The 21,020-nt window shown below is 72.2% G+C and carries 20 protein-coding genes; 10 read left to right on the top strand and 10 right to left on the bottom strand.

Annotation, left to right across the window (positions count from 1 at the left end; all coding sequences use genetic code 11):
- Nucleotides 1-27: 27 nt before the first annotated feature.
- From ACIRF9_RS17755 to ACIRF9_RS17725, 7 genes are all read right to left on the bottom strand, one after another.
- A complete protein-coding gene (locus ACIRF9_RS17755; RefSeq protein WP_403822337.1) occupies nucleotides 28-450 on the bottom strand; it encodes an NUDIX hydrolase in 423 nt (140 codons plus the stop codon).
- Nucleotides 451-588: 138 nt separating this feature from the next.
- Nucleotides 589-1,797 carry a CHAD domain-containing protein gene (locus tag ACIRF9_RS17750; protein WP_403822334.1) on the bottom strand — a complete coding sequence of 403 codons (1,209 nt, stop codon included), beginning with the start codon at nucleotides 1,795-1,797 and terminating at the stop codon, nucleotides 589-591.
- Nucleotides 1,778-4,138: an RNA degradosome polyphosphate kinase gene (locus ACIRF9_RS17745; RefSeq protein ID WP_403822331.1), complete on the bottom strand. Its 2,361-nt coding sequence runs from the start codon at nucleotides 4,136-4,138 to the stop codon at nucleotides 1,778-1,780. The genes ACIRF9_RS17750 and ACIRF9_RS17745 overlap by 20 nt, the downstream gene beginning before the upstream one ends.
- 203 nt (nucleotides 4,139-4,341) lie before the next feature.
- A complete protein-coding gene (locus tag ACIRF9_RS17740; RefSeq protein WP_403822329.1) occupies nucleotides 4,342-5,340 on the bottom strand; it encodes a hypothetical protein in 999 nt (332 codons plus the stop codon).
- Nucleotides 5,337-6,392: an ABC transporter permease gene (locus ACIRF9_RS17735; RefSeq protein WP_403822326.1), complete on the bottom strand. Its 1,056-nt coding sequence runs from the start codon at nucleotides 6,390-6,392 to the stop codon at nucleotides 5,337-5,339. Before ACIRF9_RS17735 ends, ACIRF9_RS17740 begins: the two co-directional genes overlap by 4 nt.
- A 46-nt stretch (nucleotides 6,393-6,438) precedes the next feature.
- Nucleotides 6,439-7,341 carry an ABC transporter ATP-binding protein gene (locus ACIRF9_RS17730; RefSeq protein ID WP_403822323.1) on the bottom strand — a complete coding sequence of 301 codons (903 nt, stop codon included), beginning with the start codon at nucleotides 7,339-7,341 and terminating at the stop codon, nucleotides 6,439-6,441.
- Nucleotides 7,338-7,745, bottom strand: a complete 408-nt coding sequence (locus tag ACIRF9_RS17725) for a GntR family transcriptional regulator (RefSeq protein WP_403822473.1) — start codon at nucleotides 7,743-7,745, stop codon at nucleotides 7,338-7,340. The genes ACIRF9_RS17730 and ACIRF9_RS17725 overlap by 4 nt, the downstream gene beginning before the upstream one ends.
- Before the next feature lie 175 nt (nucleotides 7,746-7,920).
- On the opposite strand from ACIRF9_RS17725, the gene ACIRF9_RS17720 reads away from it, so the two are divergent.
- From ACIRF9_RS17720 to ACIRF9_RS17695, 6 genes are read left to right on the top strand one after another with little or no spacing between them, the layout of a single operon-like run.
- Nucleotides 7,921-8,463, top strand: coding sequence for an RNA polymerase sigma factor (locus tag ACIRF9_RS17720; protein ID WP_403822320.1), 543 nt, complete (start codon nucleotides 7,921-7,923; stop codon nucleotides 8,461-8,463).
- The gene (locus tag ACIRF9_RS17715; RefSeq protein ID WP_403822317.1) at nucleotides 8,460-8,684 is read left to right on the top strand and encodes a hypothetical protein; all 225 of its coding nucleotides are present in this window, start codon (nucleotides 8,460-8,462) and stop codon (nucleotides 8,682-8,684) included. The genes ACIRF9_RS17720 and ACIRF9_RS17715 overlap by 4 nt, the downstream gene beginning before the upstream one ends.
- Nucleotides 8,681-9,520, top strand: coding sequence for an anti-sigma factor family protein (locus ACIRF9_RS17710; RefSeq protein WP_403822314.1), 840 nt, complete (start codon nucleotides 8,681-8,683; stop codon nucleotides 9,518-9,520). Before ACIRF9_RS17715 ends, ACIRF9_RS17710 begins: the two co-directional genes overlap by 4 nt.
- A gap of 46 nt (nucleotides 9,521-9,566) precedes the next feature.
- A complete protein-coding gene (locus tag ACIRF9_RS17705) occupies nucleotides 9,567-10,448 on the top strand; it encodes an ABC transporter ATP-binding protein (protein WP_403822311.1) in 882 nt (293 codons plus the stop codon).
- Complete coding sequence (locus ACIRF9_RS17700) at nucleotides 10,445-12,010, top strand: ABC transporter permease (protein ID WP_403822308.1); 1,566 nt, start codon at nucleotides 10,445-10,447, stop codon at nucleotides 12,008-12,010. Before ACIRF9_RS17705 ends, ACIRF9_RS17700 begins: the two co-directional genes overlap by 4 nt.
- Nucleotides 12,011-12,060: 50 nt before the next feature.
- Nucleotides 12,061-12,750 (top strand): ABC transporter, encoded by a 690-nt coding sequence (locus tag ACIRF9_RS17695; RefSeq protein WP_403822305.1) that lies wholly within the window; start codon nucleotides 12,061-12,063, stop codon nucleotides 12,748-12,750.
- A 45-nt stretch (nucleotides 12,751-12,795) separates the two neighbouring features.
- Here the strand turns inward: ACIRF9_RS17695 and mshD are convergent, their stop codons facing one another.
- Nucleotides 12,796-13,722: a mycothiol synthase gene (gene mshD / locus ACIRF9_RS17690; RefSeq protein ID WP_403822303.1), complete on the bottom strand. Its 927-nt coding sequence runs from the start codon at nucleotides 13,720-13,722 to the stop codon at nucleotides 12,796-12,798.
- 157 nt (nucleotides 13,723-13,879) lie between these two features.
- Between mshD and ACIRF9_RS17685 the strand changes: the two genes are divergently transcribed.
- The 4 genes from ACIRF9_RS17685 (at nucleotide 13,880) to ACIRF9_RS17670 (ending at nucleotide 18,067) form a co-directional block, all read left to right on the top strand.
- A complete protein-coding gene (locus tag ACIRF9_RS17685; RefSeq protein WP_403822301.1) occupies nucleotides 13,880-15,691 on the top strand; it encodes a bifunctional metallophosphatase/5'-nucleotidase in 1,812 nt (603 codons plus the stop codon).
- A 214-nt stretch (nucleotides 15,692-15,905) separates the two neighbouring features.
- The gene (locus tag ACIRF9_RS17680; protein ID WP_403822299.1) at nucleotides 15,906-16,028 is read left to right on the top strand and encodes a hypothetical protein; all 123 of its coding nucleotides are present in this window, start codon (nucleotides 15,906-15,908) and stop codon (nucleotides 16,026-16,028) included.
- Between the two features lie 54 nt (nucleotides 16,029-16,082).
- Entirely contained in the window at nucleotides 16,083-16,208 is a 126-nt protein-coding gene (locus tag ACIRF9_RS17675) for a hypothetical protein (RefSeq protein ID WP_403822296.1), read from the top strand.
- An 89-nt stretch (nucleotides 16,209-16,297) separates the two neighbouring features.
- Nucleotides 16,298-18,067 carry an ABC transporter ATP-binding protein gene (locus tag ACIRF9_RS17670; RefSeq protein ID WP_403822293.1) on the top strand — a complete coding sequence of 590 codons (1,770 nt, stop codon included), beginning with the start codon at nucleotides 16,298-16,300 and terminating at the stop codon, nucleotides 18,065-18,067.
- A 17-nt stretch (nucleotides 18,068-18,084) separates the two neighbouring features.
- Here the strand turns inward: ACIRF9_RS17670 and ACIRF9_RS17665 are convergent, their stop codons facing one another.
- Complete coding sequence (locus ACIRF9_RS17665; RefSeq protein ID WP_403822290.1) at nucleotides 18,085-18,843, bottom strand: response regulator transcription factor; 759 nt, start codon at nucleotides 18,841-18,843, stop codon at nucleotides 18,085-18,087.
- Nucleotides 18,844-18,904: 61 nt separating this feature from the next.
- Nucleotides 18,905-20,998, bottom strand: coding sequence for a pectinesterase family protein (locus ACIRF9_RS17660; RefSeq protein ID WP_403822288.1), 2,094 nt, complete (start codon nucleotides 20,996-20,998; stop codon nucleotides 18,905-18,907).
- Between the last annotated feature and the right edge of the window lie 22 nt (nucleotides 20,999-21,020).

Here is a 21,020-nt window from a genome sequence, read left to right as displayed (position 1 = left end):
ACGTCGAGGACACGGCCGGGTCCCGGGTCAGGTGAGGCGCATGGTGTTCAGGAGGGCGTCCACGAGGTCGCGGTCCCGGGCCTGGGTCAGGCGCACACGGGCCGTCGACGGGGGGAGCCAGAGGAGGCGGTCGACCTCGTCGTTCGGGGTGAAGCCACCGGATACGGCCTCGGCCGCCCAGTAGCGCACCTGCTTGGGGCGGCCGTTCGCCTCGTACCGCACGGTGGGCAGCGCGGCCCCGGGCGCGGCCCGGTAGCCCGTCTCCTCCGCGACCTCGCGCAGGGCACCGGCCAGCGGGTCCTCGCCCCGCTTGAGCTTGCCCTTGGGGTGGGACCAGTCGTCGTACTTGGGCCGGTGGACCAGGCACACCTCCAGTTCACCCCCGCCCGGGGAACGGCGCCACAGGACGCAGCCGGCGGCCTGTACGAGGGTCTGGTTCGGGTAGCTCACTGTTTCTCACCGCCTGGATGACCGGCTCTCTGACTTCCTGTCTTCCCCTGTCGGCTGTCCTCCTGTTTACGGCGGTCCGTCCACGCCCTTACGGCACGGTGTCCACGGCGTGCCGATGCGGCGTGCCGTGGGGCCGGGCTACGGCGTGCCGTAGGTCTGCTTCTGCCAGCAGCGCTGGAACGCGTACCGCGCTGCCTCCACCTCATGCCGCTGATCCGCGTGCAGCACGCCCAGCGCGTACGCGGTGGCCGGCGCGATGCGGGGCGTCCGGGCCGCCTGGGCCGCGGCGGCCGCCGCCTCCGAGGCGTCCCGGTGCCGGTCGAGGGACTGGCCCGCGGTGATCAGACGCATGTCCAGGGGGGTGTCGCGGCCGTACAGGACCTCGCAGGCGTAGCGGTGCAGGCGCAGCAGCAGGCGGACCTGGTGCCAGGGGGCGTCCTGCGGGTGCGGGGCGGGGTCCGGGGAGAGGCCGTGGACCAGCGCCTCCGCGTTGTACGGGTGGCCCGCGGTGAGGAGGGGGAGGGCGGCGACGGCGTCCGCGAGGCGTTCCTCGGCGGCGGTGGCCAGGGGGCGGAGGTCGGTGGTGGGGGCGGTGGGGGTGAGGGGGACCTCGCTGGCGAGGACCGCGACCTTGTCGGCGACCGCGTGGAAGCGGCTCGAGCCGAGGGCCTGGAGGGCGGTGCTGTGGGCTCGGGTGCGGGCGAGGGTGAGCTGGCGGTCGAGGAGGGCGCCCGCCTTGGCGGCGCCCACGGTGAGATTGCCGCGGTCGGGGGTGGGCGGGGTGCCGCCCGGGACGGGTGCCGCTCGCTGGGGGACGGGTGCCGCCCCAGTGGCACGACTGCCCGCGGCCACGGCGGCGGAGGGGGCGCCCGCGCCCGCGGCGGACGTCTGGGCGGGCATCGGTGTCGAGCCCGACAGGCGGTGCAGGGCCAGGAGGAGGCGTTCCAGGCGGGCGGCGTACGCGTGTTCCAGGGCCAGGGTGCCCGACAGCCAGGCCAGTTCCGGGCGGATCTGTTCCGACCACTCCGGGTCGAGGAGGGGGCGGAAGGTGTGCAGGCTGCCGCTGATGCGGCGGGCCGTGCGGCGCAGGGCGCGCGCCGCGTCGACGGCCTCCTCCGCGCCGCCCGCCGCACCGGAGGAGGCCGGGCCGCCCGCCGACGACCCGTTGGACGACGTACCGCCGCCCGTCTCCCGGTGCAGCCGCAGCGCCCGGAGGAAGTCCGTGGCCTGGGCCCGGAGGTAGCCCTCCAGGGCGTCCCCGGTGGGGGGTCCCGCCGCTCGGGCGGAGCCGAGAGCGGGGGCGGGCCCGGCCGCGGGGTCCGTCAGGTCATGGTGTCGCTGTGCCACGCCGGCGCCTCCGGGCGTCTATGAGCATCTCCTGGACGTTGCGCAGGGGTTGGCCGTCCGGGTCGGTCGCATGCCGGGTCCACTCGCCGTCGGGGCCGAGGTGCCAGGAGGAGGTGGCGTCGGACATGCCGGTTTCGAGCAGCCGGTTCAGGGCCGCCCGGTGGGCCGGGTCCACGACCCTGACCATGGCCTCGATACGGCGGTCGAGGTTGCGGTGCATCATGTCGGCGCTGCCGATCCACACCTCGGGCTCGCCGCCGTTGCCGAAGCCGAAGACCCGGGAGTGTTCGAGGAAGCGGCCGAGGATCGAGCGGACCTTGATGTTCTCCGACAGTCCGGGGACGCCCGGGCGGATCGCGCAGATGCCGCGCACCCACACCTCGACGGGCACGCCCGCCTGGGAGGCCCGGTAGAGGGAGTCGATCAGCGCCTCGTCGACGATCGAGTTGACCTTGATGCGGACGTACGCGGGACGGCCCGCGCGGTGGTGCTGGATCTCCTTCTCGACGCGGGAGATCAGGCCGTCCCGCAGCGACTTGGGGGCGACGAGGAGACGGCGGTAGGTCTCGCGGCGCGAGTAGCCGGACAGCCGGTTGAACAGGTCGGACAGGTCCGCGCCGACCTGCGGGTCCGCGGTGAGCAGGCCGAGGTCCTCGTAGAGCCGGGCCGTCTTCGGGTGGTAGTTGCCGGTGCCGACGTGGCTGTAACGCCGTAGCGTCTCGCCCTCCTGACGGACCACCAGGGACAGCTTGCAGTGGGTCTTCAGACCGACGAGGCCGTAGACGACATGGCAGCCGGCCTCCTCCAGCTTCCGCGCCCACTTGATGTTGGCGTGCTCGTCGAAGCGGGCCTTGATCTCGACCAGGACGAGGACCTGCTTGCCGGACTCGGCCGCGTCGATGAGCGCGTCGACTATGGGGGAGTCGCCGGAGGTCCGGTACAGGGTCTGCTTGATCGCGAGGACGTCCGGGTCGGCGGCCGCCTGCTCCAGGAAGGCCTGCACGGAGGTGGAGAAGCTGTCGTACGGGTGGTGCAGGAGTACGTCGCGGCTGCGCAGCGCGCCGAAGATGTCGGGGGCGGAGGCGGACTCCACCTCGGCGAGGTCACGGTGTGTGCCGGCGATGAACTTCTTGTACTTCAGCTCGGGCCGGTCGAGGCCGTGGATGCGGAAGAGACCGGTGAGGTCGAGCGGGCCGGGCAGCGGGTAGACCTCGGCCTCGCTGATCTTCAGCTCGCGGACCAGGAGGTCGAGCACCTTGCGGTCGATCGACTCCTCGACCTCCAGGCGCACCGGCGGGCCGAACCGGCGCCGCATGAGCTCCTTCTCCAGGGCCTGGAGGAGGTTCTCGGCGTCGTCCTCCTCGACCTCCAGGTCCTCGTTGCGGGTGAGCCGGAAGGCGTGGTGCTCCAGCACCTCCATGCCCGGGAACAGCTCCTCCAGGTGGGCGCCGATGACGTCCTCGATGGGGACGTAACGGCCCGGGGAGGCCTCCAGGAAGCGGGAGAGCAGCGGCGGCACCTTGACGCGCGCGAAGTGGTCGTGACCGCTCACCGGGTTGCGTACGACGACCGCGAGGTTCAGCGAGAGACCCGAGATGTACGGGAACGGGTGCGCGGGGTCGACCGCCAGCGGGGTCAGGACCGGGAAGATCTGGTGCCGGAAGAGCGTGAAGAGGCGGGCCTGCTCCTTCTCCGTCAGCTCGCTCCAGCGGACCAGGTGGATGCCCTCCTCCGCGAGGGCGGGGGCGATGTCCTCGTGGTAGGTCGCGGCGTGCCGGGCCATGAGCTCGCGCGAGCGGGCCCAGATCATCTCCAGCACCTCGCGGGGCTGCAGCCCCGAGGCGGAGCGGGTCGCCACGCCCGTCGCGATGCGGCGCTTCAGACCGGCCACCCGGACCATGAAGAACTCGTCCAGGTTGCTCGCGAAGATGGCGAGGAAGTTCGCCCGTTCGAGGAGGGGTGTGTTCGGGTCCTCGGCGAGCTCGAGCACCCGCTCGTTGAACGCGAGCCAGCTGCGCTCCCGGTCGAGGAAACGGCCCTGCGGAAGCTGGACCCCGTCGAGCTTCGACTCCTCGTACGCGTCGAGGTCGGCGTCGATGTCGGGTTCCAGATCGGAGACCGCGGCCGCGACGGTGTGCGGGCGGTGCGCGGCTATGGAGCCCACGGAGGGCTGCGCGTGCTGGACATCGGCCTGGGCGGCGTGTGACTGGCTCATGTACCCATTGTTCCGCGCCAGGAACGTTACGGGCGCGTCAGAACGTGCAGGCGGGAGCGTGGCGGCTGTCCCGTCGGGTTCATTTCCCTCGGGGGGCGGCGAGGCCTCGGGCACGGCGGGCTTCATTCGCCGAGCGTCGCAAGGTCGTCTGAACCGGCGGTTACGGAGACATGGCGTGTGGGATATCGGGGGGCGGCTCGCGGGCGTCGGGCGGCGAGGGCTTTGAGGGGTGCGTACGTCCATCCCCCCGCGGAAGGACGTACGCACCCCCGGTCCCGGCTCCCGGACCGCATCCCCGGTCCCGGCTCCCGGACCGTACGGCGGTCGGGTCAGACCGTGCGGCGGCGCAGCAGCCAGAAGGCGGCGGTGGTCGCGAGGGCGGCCACGGTGAGGACGATGCCGGTTTCCACGAGGTGGATCGGCCAGTAGTGGGACTCGGGGTGATAGGTCGTGTAGAAGCCGGTGACGCCGAGGTCGTCGAAGCAGCCCTGCGTCCTGGCGGTCGAGCCGCCGTAACAACGGGTGACGTCGAAATTCGGGACCTGACGACCATGGATCAGCGCGCCGCTCTCCACCTCCCACGCGGAGAGGGGGTAGTCGGAGCCCTCCGTCGCCGAGGTGAGGGTCACTGTGGGCCAGAACGAGCCGCGGTACTGCGCCACCGCGAACGCGAGCAGCCCCGTCGCGACGACGGACACGGTGAGGGCGGGCAGCGCACGGCGCAGCAGGAGCGCGGTGAGCGCGCCGACGGCGAGCGCGCAGAGGGCGTACGCGACGACGGCCGGACCGCGGGAGAGGAACGTGCTGTCCGACCAGACGTCGTACAGCAGGTCCTGGTTGCCGGACCGGGCCCAGCGGTACACCAGCACCAGCGCGGTGGCGCCGGCGGTCACGACGAGCGCGGGGACGCCGAGCTTGGCGGTGAGCCAGCGGGTGGGGGTGATGCCCTGGGTCCAGGCGAGGCGCGCGGTGCCGTTCTCCAGTTCGCGGCCGATCAGCGCGCCGCCCGCGAAGGCGGCCGTGCCGAAGAAGACGTACGCGACCAGCAGGCCGACCCAGCCCATGCCCACCTCGTAACCGGGCAGGCCGACCATCGTCATGTCGCACCAGTCCTGACCGGCGCGGTCGCAGGCCTCCAGCGCCTTGCGCTCCTCCTTCGCGGTGACCTCGGCGAGCCACACCAGCCAGCCGCTCAGGCCCACGACGAACACGGCCCACACGACGAGGGCGGCGCGGTGCAGGCGCAGGACGGTACGGGCGGTGCCCCAGGAGGTGCTCGGGGCCGCAGGGCTCGCGGCGGCGGGCCTCGCGTCGGCGACGGCGGTCATACGGCGGCCTCCTGGGCGGCGGGCGCGGCCGGGGTCCGGGTGAGGGGTGCGGCGGTGTTCGTCGGCGTGGCCGTGGAGCGCCTGAGCAGGGTGAACGCGGCCACGGTGAGGGCGGCGGCGACGGCCAGGACGAGGGCGGTCGTGGTCAGTTGCAGGGCCCAGTAGTGGGACTCGGGGTGGTAGGTGGCGTAGAAGCCGGTGGCGTCGAGCTTGGCGTACAGCGTGTCGCAGGCGTCGTGGGCGGCCAGGACGACCCCGCAGCCGGGGTCGGGGATGTGCGCGCCGTCGCTTGTGACCAGGCCGGAGTCGAACTCGAGGCCCGCGCCGTTCGGACCGGTGCGGAGGCCGCTGATCTTCGTGACGCCCGGCCACAGGTGCGGCAGGGCCTGAGCGGCCAGCACCCGTACGGCGGCGACCGCACCGAGGGCCAGCATCAGCGCGGGCAGGGTGCGGCGCAGCAGCAGGCCCGCGAGGGCGCCGGCGGCCAGGCCGGTCAGGGCGAAGGCGACCGTGGTGGGGCCGTTGGTGTGCAGGGTCAGGTTGTCGTGCCAGGGCTTGGCGGTGTCGATACGGCCGTCGCCAGCCGCCCACATGAGGCGGTGCAGCGTGACCAGCAGACCGGTGCCGGTGGCCACGAGGGCGGCGGGCACGGCGAGCTTGGTGGCCAGCCAGCGGGTCGGGGACAGGCCCTGCGTCCAGGCGAGGTGCGCGGTGCCCTGCTCCAGTTCGCGGCCGAAGAGGGCGGCGCCCGCCCAGGCGGCGACGACGAAGGGGAGCGCGGTCAGGGCGAGGGTCGTGTAGTTGTACACGCTCTTGTAGCGGACGATCGCGTTCTGGTCGTACGTGCAGGTGGCGCCGTCGCCGCAGTCGGTTCGGTACTGCCGCCAGGCCGCCGCCGACGCGTCGGTGAGCGGGCCCCACAGCCACAGCAGGCCGGCGGCGAGGACGACCACGGTACCCAGCCACACGTACAGGGCGGGGCGGTGCAGCCGCAGGAGCCAGCGGGGGGAGGGGACGGCGGGAGCGGTGTCGGGCGGGGAGAGGGTGGTCATGTGGCGGCCTCCTGGGCTCGGCGGGGCTCGGTGGGAAGCCGGGTGGTCATGCCAGGGCCTCCTCGGGCGCCGCGGGGGTCAGGGAGGCGGCTTCGGGGTTGCGCAGGTAGGAGAGGACGAGTTCCTCGAGGGAGGGCGTCGTGGAGCGCCAGCCGTCGGCGAGGGGACCCGCGGGGCGGATCAGCGCGGTGAACTGACGGCCGGTGACACGGGACTCGACGACCGTGTGCGGCGCGAGGTCGGGAAGCGCGTCCGCGGACTCCGTCGTCGCGCTCACGCGCGTGTGCGCGTCGAGCAGGTCGTCCAGCTCCCCGGCCAGCCGGACCCGGCCGCCGCCCACCAGCAGCAGGTGGTCGCAGGAGTCCTCCAGCTCCGCGACCACGTGCGAGGACATCACGATCGTCGTCCCGTGCTGCGCCGCCTGGGACATCAGGGTGCCCATCAGGTCGTGCCGGGCGAGCGGGTCCAGGTCGGCCATCGGCTCGTCCAGGAGCAGCAGTTCGGGCCGCTTGCCGAGGGCGAGCGCGAGGGCGACGCGGGTGCGCTGGCCGCCGGAGAGCGCGCGGATCTTCCGCCTGGGGTCGAGATCGCCCGCTGAGACGATCCGCTCGGCGGTCGCGGCGTCCCAGCGGCCCGGGTTGAGGTCGGCGCCCACGCGCAGTGTCTGTTCGATGGTGAGCTGCGGGTACAGCGGCTTGTCCTGGGCGACGTAACCGACACGCGCGCGTGCGGAAGCGGGGTCCGTGCCGAGGACGGCGACCGTGCCCTCGGTGGGGGCGAGCAGCCCGGCGGCGAGGGAGAGGAGCGTGGACTTGCCGGCCCCGTTGGGTCCGACGACGGCGCAGACGCGGCCGGCCGGCAGCCGGAACGTGCAGTCCCGCAGCGCCCAGCCCCCGCGCCGGCCGAAACGCTTCCCGAGCGCGGTTGCCGCCATGGCGGTGTCGGTCATGAGGGGTCTCCCTGAAAGTGTGCTTCGCGTGCGGCGAAGTGTTCTTCGAGTACGGCCGTGAAGAGCGCGGCCACGTCGTCGCGGTCCAGGCCGGTGTCCCGGGCCCGGACGGCCCAGGCGTCCAGCTCGGCACGCAGGGGCGAGTGGGCCGGGGCGGTGCTCAGCCCGCGCCGCACGAACGTGCCGAGCCCGCGCCGCGCCTCCACCAGCCCGTCGCGCTCCAGCTCGCGGTACGCCTTCAGCACGGTGTTCGGGTTGATGGCCGTCGCCTCGACGACCTCGCGGGCCGTGGGCAGCTTGTCGCCGGGCCGCAGCACACCCAGGCGCAGGGCCTGCTTGGTCTGCTGGACGATCTGGACGTAGGTGGCCACGCCGCTGTGCCGGTCGATGCGGTACTCGACCACTCGGATCACCACCCTTTCACTAATTGAGTAGTGAAAGGGTGGTGGAAGCGGGGGAGGAAGTCAAGATCGGAGCGAAAGGCCAGGTCGGGTGCCGTGAGATCCGGGCCGGGCGGGGCGGGAAAAAATTGTGGGCCCGATCGTGAACCGATCGGCGGGGCCGGACCGATGAGGGGTCGTGAGCGAAACGAGAAGCGACGGGGATCTGCTGCGGGCCATCGCGGCGGACGCGGACCGTCACGCCTTCGAGGAGCTGTACCGGCGGTACGCGCCGTGGCTGACCGCGCGGATGCGCGGCCGCTGCGCCGACGCCGGGATAGTCGACGACGTCGTACAGGAGACGTTCCTCGCGGTGTGGCGGGGCACCGCCCGCTACCGCGAGGAGGGCGACGCCGCCGGCTGGCTGTGGCGCATCGCCGCGCGGCGGCTGGTCGACGCCCTGCGCGGCGACGGCGCCCGCGGCCGGCTGCGCCAGGCCCTTTCCCGCCTGCGCCACCGCGACGAGGTCTCGGCGGAGGAGCGCGTGCTCGCGGGGGTGGAGCACGGGGATCTCGCCGGGGCCCTCACCAGCCTCTCACCGGAGTTGCGGGCCGTCCTGCAGGCGACCGTCATCGACGGGCTCACCACCCGGGAGGCGGCCGTCCTGCTCGGCATCCCGCCCGGCACCGTCAAGACGCGGGCCCTGCGCGCCCGCAAGCAACTGCGGGAGGCGCTGGCATGAGGCGGTTCGTGGACAACACAGGCCGCGGCACCCGCGGGCCCGTGCGGCGCACAGGCCGCACGGGGGACGCCGGACTGCGCTGGTACGCGCAGGCCGAGGCCGCGGCCTGCGCGGGAGAGCGCGTGACATGGCACCGGGCCGACCGCCCGACGTCGTACGAAGCAGCGGCCGACGCCCGCCCGGGCGCGGGCATCGACCAGCCGAGGGAGGCACAGGCATGACGTGGCATGTGGCGGACGAGGATCTGCGCGCCTACGTCCACGGCGAGTTGGCGCCGCCCCTGCTGTGGTCCGCCGACACCCATCTCACCGCGTGCGAGGAGTGCCGGGCCCGGCTCGCGCTGACCGCCGACCCCGTGACACTGGACGCCGGCTGGGAGCGGCTGGACGCCGAGCTGGACGCGCCGCGGCCGAGCCTCACCGAGCGGCTCCTGGTGCGGATCGGCGTCGCCGACCACACCGCGCGCCTGCTCACGGCGACGCCGATACTGCGCCGGTCCTGGCTGCTGTCGGTGCTGTTCCTGCTGGTCATGACGGTACTGGCGGTACGCGTCGCGGACGTGCCCGGGCTGTTCCTGGCGCTCGCCCCGCTGCTCCCGCTGGCCGGCGTCGCCCTGTCCTACGGCCCCGCCATCGACCCGACGTACGAGATGGCCGTCGTCGCCCCGCTGCACGGCTTCCGGCTGCTGATGATCCGTACGGTCGCGGTGCTCACCGCGGGCCTCGCCCTCAACGGCCTGGCGACCCTCGCCCTCCCGGGGTACGGACTGATGGCCCTGGCCTGGCTGCTGCCCGCCCTCGCCCTCACGACGACGGCGCTCGCGCTCTCCGCCCGGCTGGGCCCGGTCGTTGCGCCCGCCCTGGTCGGCGGGGCCTGGCTGAGCCTGCTCGTGGCCCAGGCGAGCGCGCAGACCCACGGGACCCTGGCCCCGTTCACCGCGGTCGGCCAGGCCGCCGCCGCCGGGGTGGCGGTCCTCGCCGCCCTGCTGCTCTACCAGGCCCGAGACCGCTTCGACGCCCGCCCGATGGGCGGCTTCGCGGGCGGGGGGACGGCATGACCCGGCCCCCTGCCCCGCCCGCCCACCGCACTTTCAGGAGTCCCGCGTGACCATCGACCCCACCACCGAGCCCATCACCGTGCGGGCCGACGGCCTGACCCTGCGCTACGGCGGGACCCGGGCCCTCGACGGTGTCTCGCTGCGGCTGACCCGCGGAGTCACCGGGCTGCTCGGCCCCAACGGCGCCGGCAAGACCACGCTGCTGCGGGTGCTGGCCACGGCCGTACCGGCCGACGCCGGCGAGTTCACGGCCCTCGGCCACGCCCCCGGCACCGCCGGCGGCCGCCTCGCCCTGCGCCGCACGCTCGGCTATCTGCCGCAGACCCCCGGCTTCCACCCGGACTTCACGGCCTTCGAGTTCGTCGACTACGTGGCGATCCTCAAGGAGCTCACCGACCGAGGAGCCCGCCACCGCGAGGTACGCCGCGTCCTGGACGCCGTCGACCTCTCCGACGTGCGCGGCAAGCGCCTCAAGCGGCTCTCCGGCGGCATGCGGCAGCGCGTCGCCCTGGCCGCCGCACTCGTCGGCGACCCCGGCTTCCTCGTCCTGGACGAGCCGACCGTCGGCCTGGACCCCGAACAGCGCATGCGCTTCCGCGAGTTGATCGCCCAGGCGGGCGAGGGCCGCACGGTCCTGCTGTCCACGCACCAGACGGAGGACGTGGCGATGCTCTGCCACCGCGTCATCGTTCTGGCCCAGGGCCGCGTCCGCTTCGAGGGCACCCCCGCCGACCTGACCGCCCGCGCGGCCGGCCGGGTCTGGAGCAGCGCGGAACGCGACCCGGGCGCGCTGGCGGGCTGGCGCACCGGCCTCGGCACCTTCCGCAACATCGGCGACCCGCCCGCGGGCGCCGACCTGCTCGAACCCACCCTGGAAGACGGCTATCTGCTCGCCCTGGACGGCGAGAGCGCCGAGGTGACGGCATGAGCGCCACGGCCACCCCGCCCTCCCCGGTCGAGGAGACCGCGGCCGCCCTCCCCGAGCAGCCGCCCACCGGCGGCCACATCGCCGCGATCCTCGCCCTCGCCCGGTTCGAGACCCGCGAACTGCTGTTCCAGATCCAGATCCTGGTCTTCTTCGCCCTCGAAGTCCTCCTCGTCGCCCTGCGGATGGTGCGCCAGGAGGGCATGGACGACTTCCCCGTCCTCAACACGGTCGACCGCGCCACACAGTCGGCCTGGCCGCTGTTCGCCATCGCCGTCCTCGTCTGCACCAACGCGGCCGCGCTGCGCTCCCGGAAGCACGCCACGGAGCAGCAGTTCGGCGTGCTCGCCCTGGAGCCCTGGCGGCGCACGGTCGCCCATGCGCTCTCCGCGGTCCCGTTCGCGGCGCTCACCGCGCTCGTCGTCGCCGTCGAGTACCTCCGGGAGGCGATGAAGCCCGGCGCGATCGGCCACGGCTCGCTCGGCGAACTGGCCGCCGCCCCCCTGACGGTCCTGCTGGCCGGGGTCACGGGAGTCCTGCTGGCCCGCGCGCTGCCCTCCGCCTTCGCTCCCATACTGTTCGTCATCGCGTTCTACCTGGCCATGATCATGGCCTCGGCGGCCGGCGCCGGGGACAACGGGTGGGGCTGGCTCTCCCCGATCACCCTCGACGTCGACAAGGGCGGCGATCCGGTCCCCGCCGACCTGCTCGGCCGCCCCGCCGCCTGGCACGCCCTGTATCTGGTGGGCCTGTGCGTGCTCGTGACCTGCGCGGCCCTGCTGCTGTCCGGCGGCCGCACCCGGGCCGTCAAGGCCGCGACCGGCCTCGCCCTCGCGACCACCGTGGCCGGCGCGATCGGCCAGCTGCCGCACGACACGGCGGCCCTGGAGGCGGCGCGCAGGACGGCCTCCGAACACCCGGAGAAGGTCCAGTCGTGCGCGACGTACGACGGCTCGACGTACTGCGCGTTCCCCGAGTGGAACGGCGTACGGTCCGAGTGGGCCGCAGTCGCCGACCGCGTCCGGTCCCTGGCGGGAGGAACCGCCGCGCGGACACCGCTGACGATCCGCCAGCGCATCGACACCAGCGGCGGAGTGGAGGTCGACGGGTACCTCGAACCCTCCGCCACGCCCGGCCAGGTCACGGTCTCCACCCGCTGGGGCGGCAACCGCGTCCCCGAGTTCGCGGTCGGCGTCGCCACGGTCCTCGTCATGGGCTCGGAGAAGGCGGCGGAGAGCGGCGGCCCCCTGTGCGACGCCCGGTCCGTGGCGATCATGTGGCTGGCCCTGGGCAGCGACCCCACGCCGATGGACACCTTCCAGAACGTCCGGCTGGACGACAGCACCGAGGGCTCCGGCATCGTCCTGGCTCCGACGGACCCGGTGAGCCTGACGGACCACCAGACGACGGTGGTCCGCGAGCTGCTGCAGCGTCCCGGCGCCGAGGTGACGGCCCGCGTCAAGTCCCACTGGACGGAACTGACCTCCCCGGCGACGACCACGGCCGAGGCCGCGAAGCTGCTGGGAGTCCCGGTCCCGAAGGGAGCGGAGTCGTGCGACGAGTAGGAGCAGACGGAGAACGACGGGGAACAGACGGAGAAAGGCAGGGCACGGCCATGAACCTGGGGACGGGCACCGGTGGGGACGCCGCGGAGCGGCGGATCTCGGGAGCACTGCTCCGCTCGTTGCTGCCGGCGGTGTGGCGCACCCTCCCGTGGCGAGCCCTGAGCGCCGCGGCCGGGCTGGGCCTGCTGCTCGCGGCGAGCACCCGCCTCCCGGATCACGCCCCGGACACCTACCAGGGGCTGTTCGTCCTGCGTCTCGCCGCCCTCGTCGGCGCCGTGGGTCTGGCCTTCCTCCTGGACGACCCGGCCCGCAACACCAGTGCGGCGACCCCGATAGCCCGCCCGACGAGGACGGTCCTGCGGCTGGCCCTCGCCGCCCCCCTCACCGCCCTGTGGTGGACGACGGTCCTCCTCCTCGTACCGTCCCCCACCCGCCCCCCACTGCTCCCGATCACCCTCCAGGCAGCGGCGACGACCGTCGCCGCGCTCGCCCTCGCCACGACCGCGATCCGCTTCACGGACACCGCGGAAGTGGGCAGGAGGACGGCCGCCCGCCTGGGCGCGGCAGCCGCGGTGGTCATGCTGATACCCAACCGCTGGGGCCTGCTGGCCACCCCGGACGACTCCTCGTGGGAGGCCACGCAGGTGCGCTGGGCGGCGATCCTGCTGGTGACGCTGACGGTGTGCGCCCTGTGGACCCCGGAGCGCTCGGGACACGGCCCGGCCCGCGTCCGGCGATGAGCCGCGCGCGGCTCACCCCGACGAGCGGTCACCGTTCGAGGAACCTCACGTCTCGGTCCGGTACATCAAGTCCGTCTCGTGCGCGACGAAGCCCAGCCTCTCGTACACCGAGACCGCCGCCTTGTTGTCGGCGTCGACGTAGAGCATCGCCGTCGGCAGGCCCTGACCCGCGAGATGCCGGAGGCCGATCGTGGTGAGGGACTTGCCGAGGCCGCCGCCCTGGGCGCCGGGGGCGACGCCGAGGACGTACACCTCGCCGAGCTGCTCCTCGGCGTGGACCTTGGTCCAGTGGAAGCCGATGAGGTCCTCGCCGCGGAAGGCGAGGAAGAAGCCGGCGGGGTCGAACCAGGGCTCGGCCTTGCGGTCGTCGAGGTCCCGCTGCACCAGGGAGCCCTGTTCGGGGTGGTGGGCGAAGGCGGCGGCGTTGACCGCGAGCCAGGCGGTGTCGTCCTGGCCGGGGACGAAGGTGCGGACGGTGACGCCCTCGGGCAGCACCGGGTCGGGCAGTTCGAGGTCGGCCAACGACCGCCGCATCTGGCGCAGTTCGCGGAACAGGGTGAGACCGAGGACCTGGGCGAGGTGGCGGGCGGCGGAGTGACCGCCGTGGGCCCAGACCCGCAGCCGCTTGCCGGAGACGGCGAGCAGGGCGGCGCCGAGGGCGCGGCCGTGGCCGTGGCCGCGGTGGGAGGGGTGGACGACCAGCTCGGCGGCCGGCGCCTCGACCGGGTCGGTGTCCTCCAGTTGGGCGTAGCCGACGAGTGCGTCGCCGACGGTGAGGACCAGGTGCGAGACGCCCTCGCGGGCGCCGCCGCGCAACTGCAGCCGGCCCTGTTCGGACACCGCCTGCTGGCCGTCCGTGTGGGCGGCCTCCGCGAGCAGGTCGAGGACGGCATCGGTCTGTTCGGGGGAGAGCTCGGAGAGGGTCTCGATGGATCGGGAGCCGTGGGGCCGGGCGATGTCGTCGCTGGTCATGCGTACGAGGGTAAGGGGCGGGCGCCGCAAAGTGGGGGCAAAGCGGAGGGCAAAGGGAAACCAGGATGTAACCACGAACCCCCTGTCGCGCTACGCGCGTTGACCTTAGGCTGCGCCGGACGGGGCCACCTACTTCAGCCGATTTTCAGGGGGGCGCATGCCAGCCACTTCCCAGCCGGACCCGAGTCGCAGACGCCGTACGTACCGTCTGCTCGCGGCCGCCGCCACGCTCGCCACCGCGGGCGCGATGGCCGCCGCGATCCCCGCGGACGCCCATGACACCGGGCACGGCAAGCCGCTGCCGAGCCGCTACCAGGACGTGCAACTGCTGTCCTTCAACGACCTGCACGGCAACCTGGAGCCGCCGTCGGGTTCGTCCGGCCGCGTGACCGAACTGCAGGCGGACGGCACCACGAAGACGATCGACGCGGGTGGTGTCGAGTACCTCGCCACGCACCTGCGCGAGGCGCGCGAGGGCAACGCGTACTCCATCACCGCGGCCGGCGGTGACATGGTCGGTGCCTCGCCGCTGATCTCGGGCCTGTTCCACGACGAGCCCACCATCGACGCGCTGAACAAGCTGGACCTGGACGTCACGTCCGTCGGCAACCACGAGTTCGACGAGGGCGCGAAGGAACTGGCCCGTCTGCAGTACGGCGGCTGTCACCCGACGGCCGGCTGCTACACGGACGAGGAGTTCGAGGGCGCCGACTTCCCGTACCTGGCGGCCAACGTCCTCAACGAGAAGACCGGCAGGCCGATCCTGAAGCCGTACTGGGTCTGGAAGAAGAAGGACGTCAAGATCGGCTTCATCGGCGTGACGCTGGAGGACACCCCGGGTGTCGTCTCCGCCGAGGGCGTCAAGGGCCTGAAGTTCAAGGACGAGGTCGAGACGATCAACAAGTACGCCAGGGAGCTGCAGCGCCAGGGCGTGAAGTCGATCGTGGCGCTGATCCACGAGGGCGGCCAGCCGGCGTCGGCCGCGTACAACTACAACTGCGACTCCCCGGGCGCCGGTGACGGCATCTCCGGTCCGATCGCCGACATCGCGAAGAACATCAGCCCGTCGGTCGACGCGCTGGTCACCGGCCACACGCACGCCGCGTACGTCTGCACGATCCCGGACCCGGCGGGCAACCCGCGCATGGTCACCTCGGCCGCGTCCTTCGGCCGCCTGTACACGGACACCACGCTGACGTACGACCGCTTCACCGGCGACATCGCGCGTACGGCGGTGAAGTCGCCGACATCGGCGAACCACGTGGTCACCCGGACCGTCGCCAAGGCGCCGGACATGACCGAGCTGATCAGCAAGTGGAACACCCTCGCCGCCCCCATCGGCAACCGCGCCATCGGCTACATCTCCGCCGACATCCCCAGCACGGGCACCGAGTCCCCGATGGGTGACCTGATCGCGGACGCGCAGCTGGCGTACGGCAAGGGCCTCGACGCCGAGACCGACCTCGCGCTGATGAACCCGGGCGGTGTCCGGGCCGGCCTGACCTACGCGGCCAAGGGCACCGAGGGCGACGGTGTGGTGACGTACGCCGAGGGCTTCACCGTGCAGCCGTTCTCCAACACGGTGAATCTGCAGGACTTCACCGGCGCCCAGCTGATCCAGGTCCTCAAGGAGCAGGTGAGCGGGACGAACGCGAGCTCCCCGAAGATCCTCCAGCCGTCCGCCAACCTGACGTACACCCTGGACCTGACGAAGACCGGCGCCGACCGGGTCGTCACGGACTCCATCAAGGTGAACGGCACGGCCGTCGACCCGGCCGCCACCTACCGCATCGCGACGAACAGCTTCCTCGCGGGCGGCGGCGACGGCTTCACCACCCTGGGCCAGGGCACGAACGACCTCGTCGGCACGGACGACCTGGCGGCCCTGGAGCAGTACCTGACGGCCAACTCCTCGGCCGGCAGCCCGATCGCCCCGCCGGTGACGAACCGGATCACGATCGTGAAGTAGTCCACGACCCGCTCCGCAGCGAGGCCGTCGCGTCACCGACGCGGCGGCCTCTCCGCATTTAAAACCTGTGTGAGTCCGTGTTTGGTTCCCGAATCCGCCTGAAAACCCATCTCAGCCGTAATTCATCGAGGTCTAAGCGGAATTGGCCTTTTCTTCGCCGGGCGTCCCGTAATGTTTTCCGTGTCGAAAGCAAACAGAGCGAACGGAGAACACGATGAGCTTCCACAAGATCGCCCCCGTCAAGAAGACCCGTCAGCCCGCCCCGAAGCCGGTGGCCAAGAAGAAGGTCGCCCCGAAGGCCGCTCCCAAGCGCCGCCCGGTGTCCCATAAGAACTGACACGCAATTCACAGAAGCACATAACTGGCACCCGTAAAAAGAAAGGCAATTCACATGAGCTTCCACAAGATCGCCCCCGTCGCCAAGAAGACCGGCAAGCCCGCCCCGAAGCCGGTCGCCAAGAAGAAGCCGGCGCCGAAGGCGGCCCCGAAGCGCCGCCCGGTCGCACACAAGGGCTGACCGGACGCCACGAGGCGGGGTCACCGGCATGAGCGTTCTCGTGCCGGCGGCCCCGCCTCGGCATGTCTACTGGAAGGGAGTCGTCGACGATGAGGGAAGCCCGTGAGGCCTTCCGTCGCTTCTGGCCGCTGACCCGCGGCGACCGCAGGTGGATGCTGGTGATCGTGGCCTGCGTGGTGGTCTCCGCGCTCGCCGAGACCGCCGCCATCCTGCTGTTCGCCGAACTCACCGACAACGCCCTGAAGGAGGGCTCGCTCTCCGCCTTCTGGGGCCCGGCCGGCGCCTGGCTGGCCGTGGCCGCGTCCGGCGCCCTCGTCGGCTACCTGGGCAACTCACTGGCGACCTGGACGGCGGAACGATTCGTCCTGCGGCTGCGCGCGAGGACGTTCGCCCATGTCCAGGACCTGCCGCCGCACTTCTTCCAGAAGCACCGTCAGGGCGACCTGGTGGAACGCCTGACGGGAGACGTGGAGGCGATCGAGCAGCTGGTGGTGTCGGGCGTGGTGGGCACGATCTCCGCGGCCTTCTCCGCCGTCTTCTACGCGGTCGCCGCGCTGTATCTGCGCTGGGACCTGGCCCTGGCCACCTTCCTCCTCGCGCCCCTCTTCCTCCTGGCCGCCCGCCGCTTCTCCGGCCGGATCAAGCAGGCCTCGCAGGACGAACGCGTCGCGGACGGCGCGATCACCTCGGTGGTGGAGGAGTCCCTGGGCAACGTGGTCCTGACCCAGGCGTACAACCGCCGCGCCGACGAGGAGCGGCGCCTCGACCGCGAGGCGCGCGCCTGGATGCGGGCGAGCGTGCGCGGGGCACGGCTCAGTGAGATGTACGAGCAGTTCGTGGAGGTCGTGGAGACCCTCTGCGTCCTGTCCGTGATCGGCCTCGGCGTCTGGGAGATCTCGGCCGGCCGCATGACCCTCGGCACGCTCCTCGCCTTCGCCGCCTTCGTCGGCTACCTCTACCCCCCGGTCCGCAGCCTCGGCCAGCTCGGCCTGACGGTCACCGCGGCGACGGCGGGCGCCGACCGCATCGCCGAGATCCTCGACGCGGAACCGGCGGTCGCGGACCCCTCCGACCCGGTTCCCACCTGGCCGGTCCACGGCCGGATCAGCTTCCACGGCGTCACGTTCACCTACCCCGAGACCCCCCGCCCCTCCCTCCGCGACATCACCCTCACCGCCGGCCCCGGCGAACTGGTCCTGGTCACGGGCCCGAGCGGAGCCGGCAAGTCCACCCTCGCCAAACTCCTCACCCGCTTCTACGACCCCGAGGCGGGCGCGATCTGCCTGGACGGCGTCCCCCTCCCGCACGTCCCCCTGGAGTTCGTCCGCGAGAACATCACGCTCCTGCCCCAGCAGACCCTCGTCCTCAACGGCACGGTCCGCGAGAACATCGCGTGCGGCCGCCCCGGCGCGACGGACCAGGAGATCGAACAGGCGGCGAGGGCCGCCGCGGCCCACGACTTCATCACCGCCCTCCCCGACGGCTACGACACCCCCATCGCGCCCGGCACCGCCGCCCTCTCCGGCGGCCAGCTCCAGCGCGTCGCCATCGCCCGCGCCATGCTCCGCGCGGCCCCGGTCCTCGTCCTCGACGAACCCACCGCCGGCCTGGACTCCGTGGCCGCCCGTCAGATCGTCCAGCCGCTGCGCCGCCTCATGTCCGGCCGTACGACGATCATGATCACCCACGACCTCAGCCTCGCCCCCGACGCCGACCGCATCCTCGTCGTCGACGAGGGCCGGCTCGTCGACACGGGCACCCACGACGAGCTGATGAGCCGCTGCCCGGCGTACGCCCGCCTCACCGAGCCCTGGGCGGAGCACCGCCCGACGGACGACACCCTGGTGCTGAGGCTGTAGCCGCTCGGGCGGACCGGCTACGCCGTCCGCAGCATGTACCCCAACCCCCGCACCGTCTGGATGAGCCGGGGCAGGCCGCCGGTCTCCAGTTTCCGGCGGAGGTACATGACGTAGACGTCGAGGGTGTTGGAGGTGGGTTCGAAGTCGAAGCCCCAGACGTCGTGGAGGATCTGGGCGCGGGTGAGGACCTTGGCGGGGTGGCGCAGGAGGTACTCCAGGAGGGTGTGCTCCGTGCGCGTGAGGTCGAGGGGGTGGCCGGCCCGGGTGACCGTGCGGGTGGAGAGGTCCATCACGACGTCGTGGAACGTGAGGAGCTCCGGGGCGACGGGCCGCGGCGGGCGCGGGGGCGTGCGACGGGCGGCGCGGCGGAGCAGGGCGCGGACCCGGGCCAGGAGTTCCTCGACGGCGAAGGGTTTCATCAGATAGTCGTCCGCGCCGTTGTCCAGGGCGACGATACGGTCGCCCACGGCGTCCCGGCCGGTGATCATCAGGATCGGGACGGTGCTGCCCGAGGCCCGGATGCGGCGGGTCGCGGCCAGGCCGTCGAGGCCGGGCATGGTGACGTCCATCAGGACCAGGTCGGGTGCGCCGCCGGGGGCCGCGATCAGATCGAGGGCGAGCCGTCCGTCGCCGGCGAGGACGGTCTCGTAGCCCTCGAACCTGAGCAGTCTGCCGATGCCTTCCCGTATGTCCGCGTCGTCGTCGGCGAGCAGGATCCTGCCCGCCGTGATCGTCGTGGTGTCCGCTGCCGTTCCCCTCACCGTCTGATTCACCATTCCTTCACGGTGGGGCGAGGGGCTGTGGCCGGCCTGGCAGAGGGGTGTGCGTGGGCTGGGATCAGGACGCCGACGGGGTCCAGTCGCCCAGCCAGTCCGCGACCTCCTGGTCGGCGGCCTGGGCGGCGGTCAGCTGCGGACGGTTGCTGCTCGCGGCTCCCGCGCCCGCGCCGGTGTTCTGGTACTCGGCGAAGCGGTCGTCCTTCCAGGAGAAGCCGCCCATGTCCGACCAGGGCGTGGACTTGACCGCCGCGCTGAGGGTGGTGTTGCGGACCGTGGTCTGCGGGTCGACCGTCGTGTCGCCGCCCGGGTGCCAGTTGCGGCCGAGGTAGAAGGAGGCCGCGCTCACGTCACCGTTGACCGACGAGCGGTTGATGAGGATGCCCTTGCGGTTCGCGGGGGTGCTGGGGGCGGTGACATAGCCGGCCGAGGTGCCGTTCCAGCGCTTCTTCAGCGTGATGACGGACTTGTCGACCACCACCGTCGCCCGGCCGAAGATGAAGTCGACGTTGCCGGTGATGTAGGAGTTGCTGATGTAGACCCGGCCGAGCTTGTCCTTGGCGGCGGTCTCCAGCTCCAGGGTGTCCTGGTCGCCGTTGACGATGACCCCGTCGAGCACGATCTTGTCGGCCTGGGTCAGCAGGGCCACCGCCTGGTTGGCGATGTCCTGGTGCTTGGACTCGTCGAAGTCGTTGGTGACGGTGAGGTTGCGGACCTGGGAGTCGTCCGACAGGACGGAGACGGTGGCGCTGCCGGGCGTGCCGTAGGTGCCGGAGCCGTCGGGCTTGGTCATACCCGCCGCGTTGCCGTAGACGATGGTCGTGTCCTTGCGGCTGGCGCCCGAGCCCTGGATGGTGACGTGCGGCTTGTTGGCCGGGACCTTGACGACCTCGCGGTACGTCCCCGGCTTGACCGAGATGACCACCCGGGAGGGGTTGTTGGCGGGTACGGCGTCCACGGCGGCCTGGACCGTCCGGTACTGGCCGCTGCCGTCGGCGGCGACGGTGATCGTCGTGGCGGCCGCCTTGGTCGTGTTCGCGCTCGTGGTGGTGCCGAGGGAACTGCGGGGACCTGTACCGGACTTGAGGAGCGAGGGCACGTCGGCCGTCTTGTCCAGGGTGTACGAGTAGTACTTCTTCGGATCCCAGGCGGCGCCCGAACCGCCGCTCTCGTTCTTGCCCGTCGTACCCGAGAGGACGTTGCCCCGCTGGACGAGGGTCGCGGTGGCGTCCCGGACGACGGGGTTGGTCAGGCCCTGGAAGTAGGAGTTCTCCAGGAGCATGTTGGTCTTGCCGCGCGCGTAGTTGCCGTACGAGGACTTGATGTCCGTCCCCGCCACGTCCTCCAGGAAGTTGTTGTAGAGGTGCGCGTGGGCGACGTTGTCCGTGGAAGGGTTGCGCTGCTCGGTCTCGCGGATCCAGTTGTGGTGGATGGTGATGTCCGCGGTGACGTTGTCGGTCCAGCCGATGCCGAAGGCCTTGTTCTCCTGGCTGAGCTTGTTCCAGGAGACGGTCAGATAGGTGGTGTCCTTGCGGCTGTCGATGAGGCCGTCGGCCATGTGCCGGATGTCGTTGTGGTCGATCCAGACGTGGTGGGCGCCGTCCATCTGGATGCCGTCGTAGTCGTGTTCCTTGTCGTTCCAGACGCCCTGGTACGCGTCCCGGATGGTGAGGTTCCGGATGATCACGTTGTGGACGCCCTGGCCGAGGAAGAAGCCGCCGCCGACGATCTGCCCGGACGTCCCGGATCCGATGATCGTCTTGTTCGACTGGACCTTGATCTCCTTGCCGACCGGGTCCATGTTGATCGTCGCGGCGACGACGATGACGTACGGCTCACTCGCCGTCGCGTACTTCTCCAGGTCGGCGAGGGTCTTCACGGTGACCGTCTTGCCGTCCCGGCCGCCGTACGTCCCGTTCTGCCCCAGCGCGTCGACGGACGCGAAGCCGTCGGCGGAGGCGGTGGCCCAGGCGGGCGCGGCCGCGGACGCCGTGCGCTGGGAGTCGGCACCGAAGAGGCCCAGATCCGTGCCGTACGCGAGAGTGCCGGCGGCGGTGAGGGCGAGGGGGATTCCCGCGGCGAGCGCGGTCCGGCGCCTGCGGTGCCGGGGCTTGCCCGTCTCCGTGCCCGTGCCTGTGCTTCTGTGGGCGCTCATGAGACATTCCGTTCCGTGCTGG

It is taken from the genome of Streptomyces sp. NPDC096132, from assembly GCF_044763345.1.
In the GTDB taxonomy this organism is placed as follows: Bacteria; Actinomycetota; Actinomycetes; order Streptomycetales; family Streptomycetaceae; genus Streptomyces.
This window is presented reverse-complemented; position numbering and strand designations above follow the sequence as displayed.

Coding starts and splice junctions, on each gene's coding strand:
- ACIRF9_RS17665 (WP_403822290.1), bottom strand. CDS start 18,843: ATGGTGAATCAGACGGTGAGGGGAACGGCAGCGGACACCACGACGATC.
- ACIRF9_RS17735 (WP_403822326.1), bottom strand. CDS start 6,392: ATGACCACCCTCTCCCCGCCCGACACCGCTCCCGCCGTCCCCTCCCCC.
- ACIRF9_RS17660 (WP_403822288.1), bottom strand. CDS start 20,998: ATGAGCGCCCACAGAAGCACAGGCACGGGCACGGAGACGGGCAAGCCC.
- ACIRF9_RS17730 (WP_403822323.1), bottom strand. CDS start 7,341: ATGACCGACACCGCCATGGCGGCAACCGCGCTCGGGAAGCGTTTCGGC.
- ACIRF9_RS17710 (WP_403822314.1), top strand. CDS start 8,681: ATGACGTGGCATGTGGCGGACGAGGATCTGCGCGCCTACGTCCACGGC.
- ACIRF9_RS17745 (WP_403822331.1), bottom strand. CDS start 4,138: ATGAAGCCCGCCGTGCCCGAGGCCTCGCCGCCCCCCGAGGGAAATGAA.
- mshD (WP_403822303.1), bottom strand. CDS start 13,722: ATGACCAGCGACGACATCGCCCGGCCCCACGGCTCCCGATCCATCGAG.
- ACIRF9_RS17695 (WP_403822305.1), top strand. CDS start 12,061: ATGAACCTGGGGACGGGCACCGGTGGGGACGCCGCGGAGCGGCGGATC.
- ACIRF9_RS17700 (WP_403822308.1), top strand. CDS start 10,445: ATGAGCGCCACGGCCACCCCGCCCTCCCCGGTCGAGGAGACCGCGGCC.
- ACIRF9_RS17685 (WP_403822301.1), top strand. CDS start 13,880: ATGCCAGCCACTTCCCAGCCGGACCCGAGTCGCAGACGCCGTACGTAC.
- ACIRF9_RS17670 (WP_403822293.1), top strand. CDS start 16,298: ATGAGGGAAGCCCGTGAGGCCTTCCGTCGCTTCTGGCCGCTGACCCGC.
- ACIRF9_RS17675 (WP_403822296.1), top strand. CDS start 16,083: ATGAGCTTCCACAAGATCGCCCCCGTCGCCAAGAAGACCGGCAAGCCC.
- ACIRF9_RS17715 (WP_403822317.1), top strand. CDS start 8,460: ATGAGGCGGTTCGTGGACAACACAGGCCGCGGCACCCGCGGGCCCGTG.
- ACIRF9_RS17740 (WP_403822329.1), bottom strand. CDS start 5,340: ATGACCGCCGTCGCCGACGCGAGGCCCGCCGCCGCGAGCCCTGCGGCC.
- ACIRF9_RS17680 (WP_403822299.1), top strand. CDS start 15,906: ATGAGCTTCCACAAGATCGCCCCCGTCAAGAAGACCCGTCAGCCCGCC.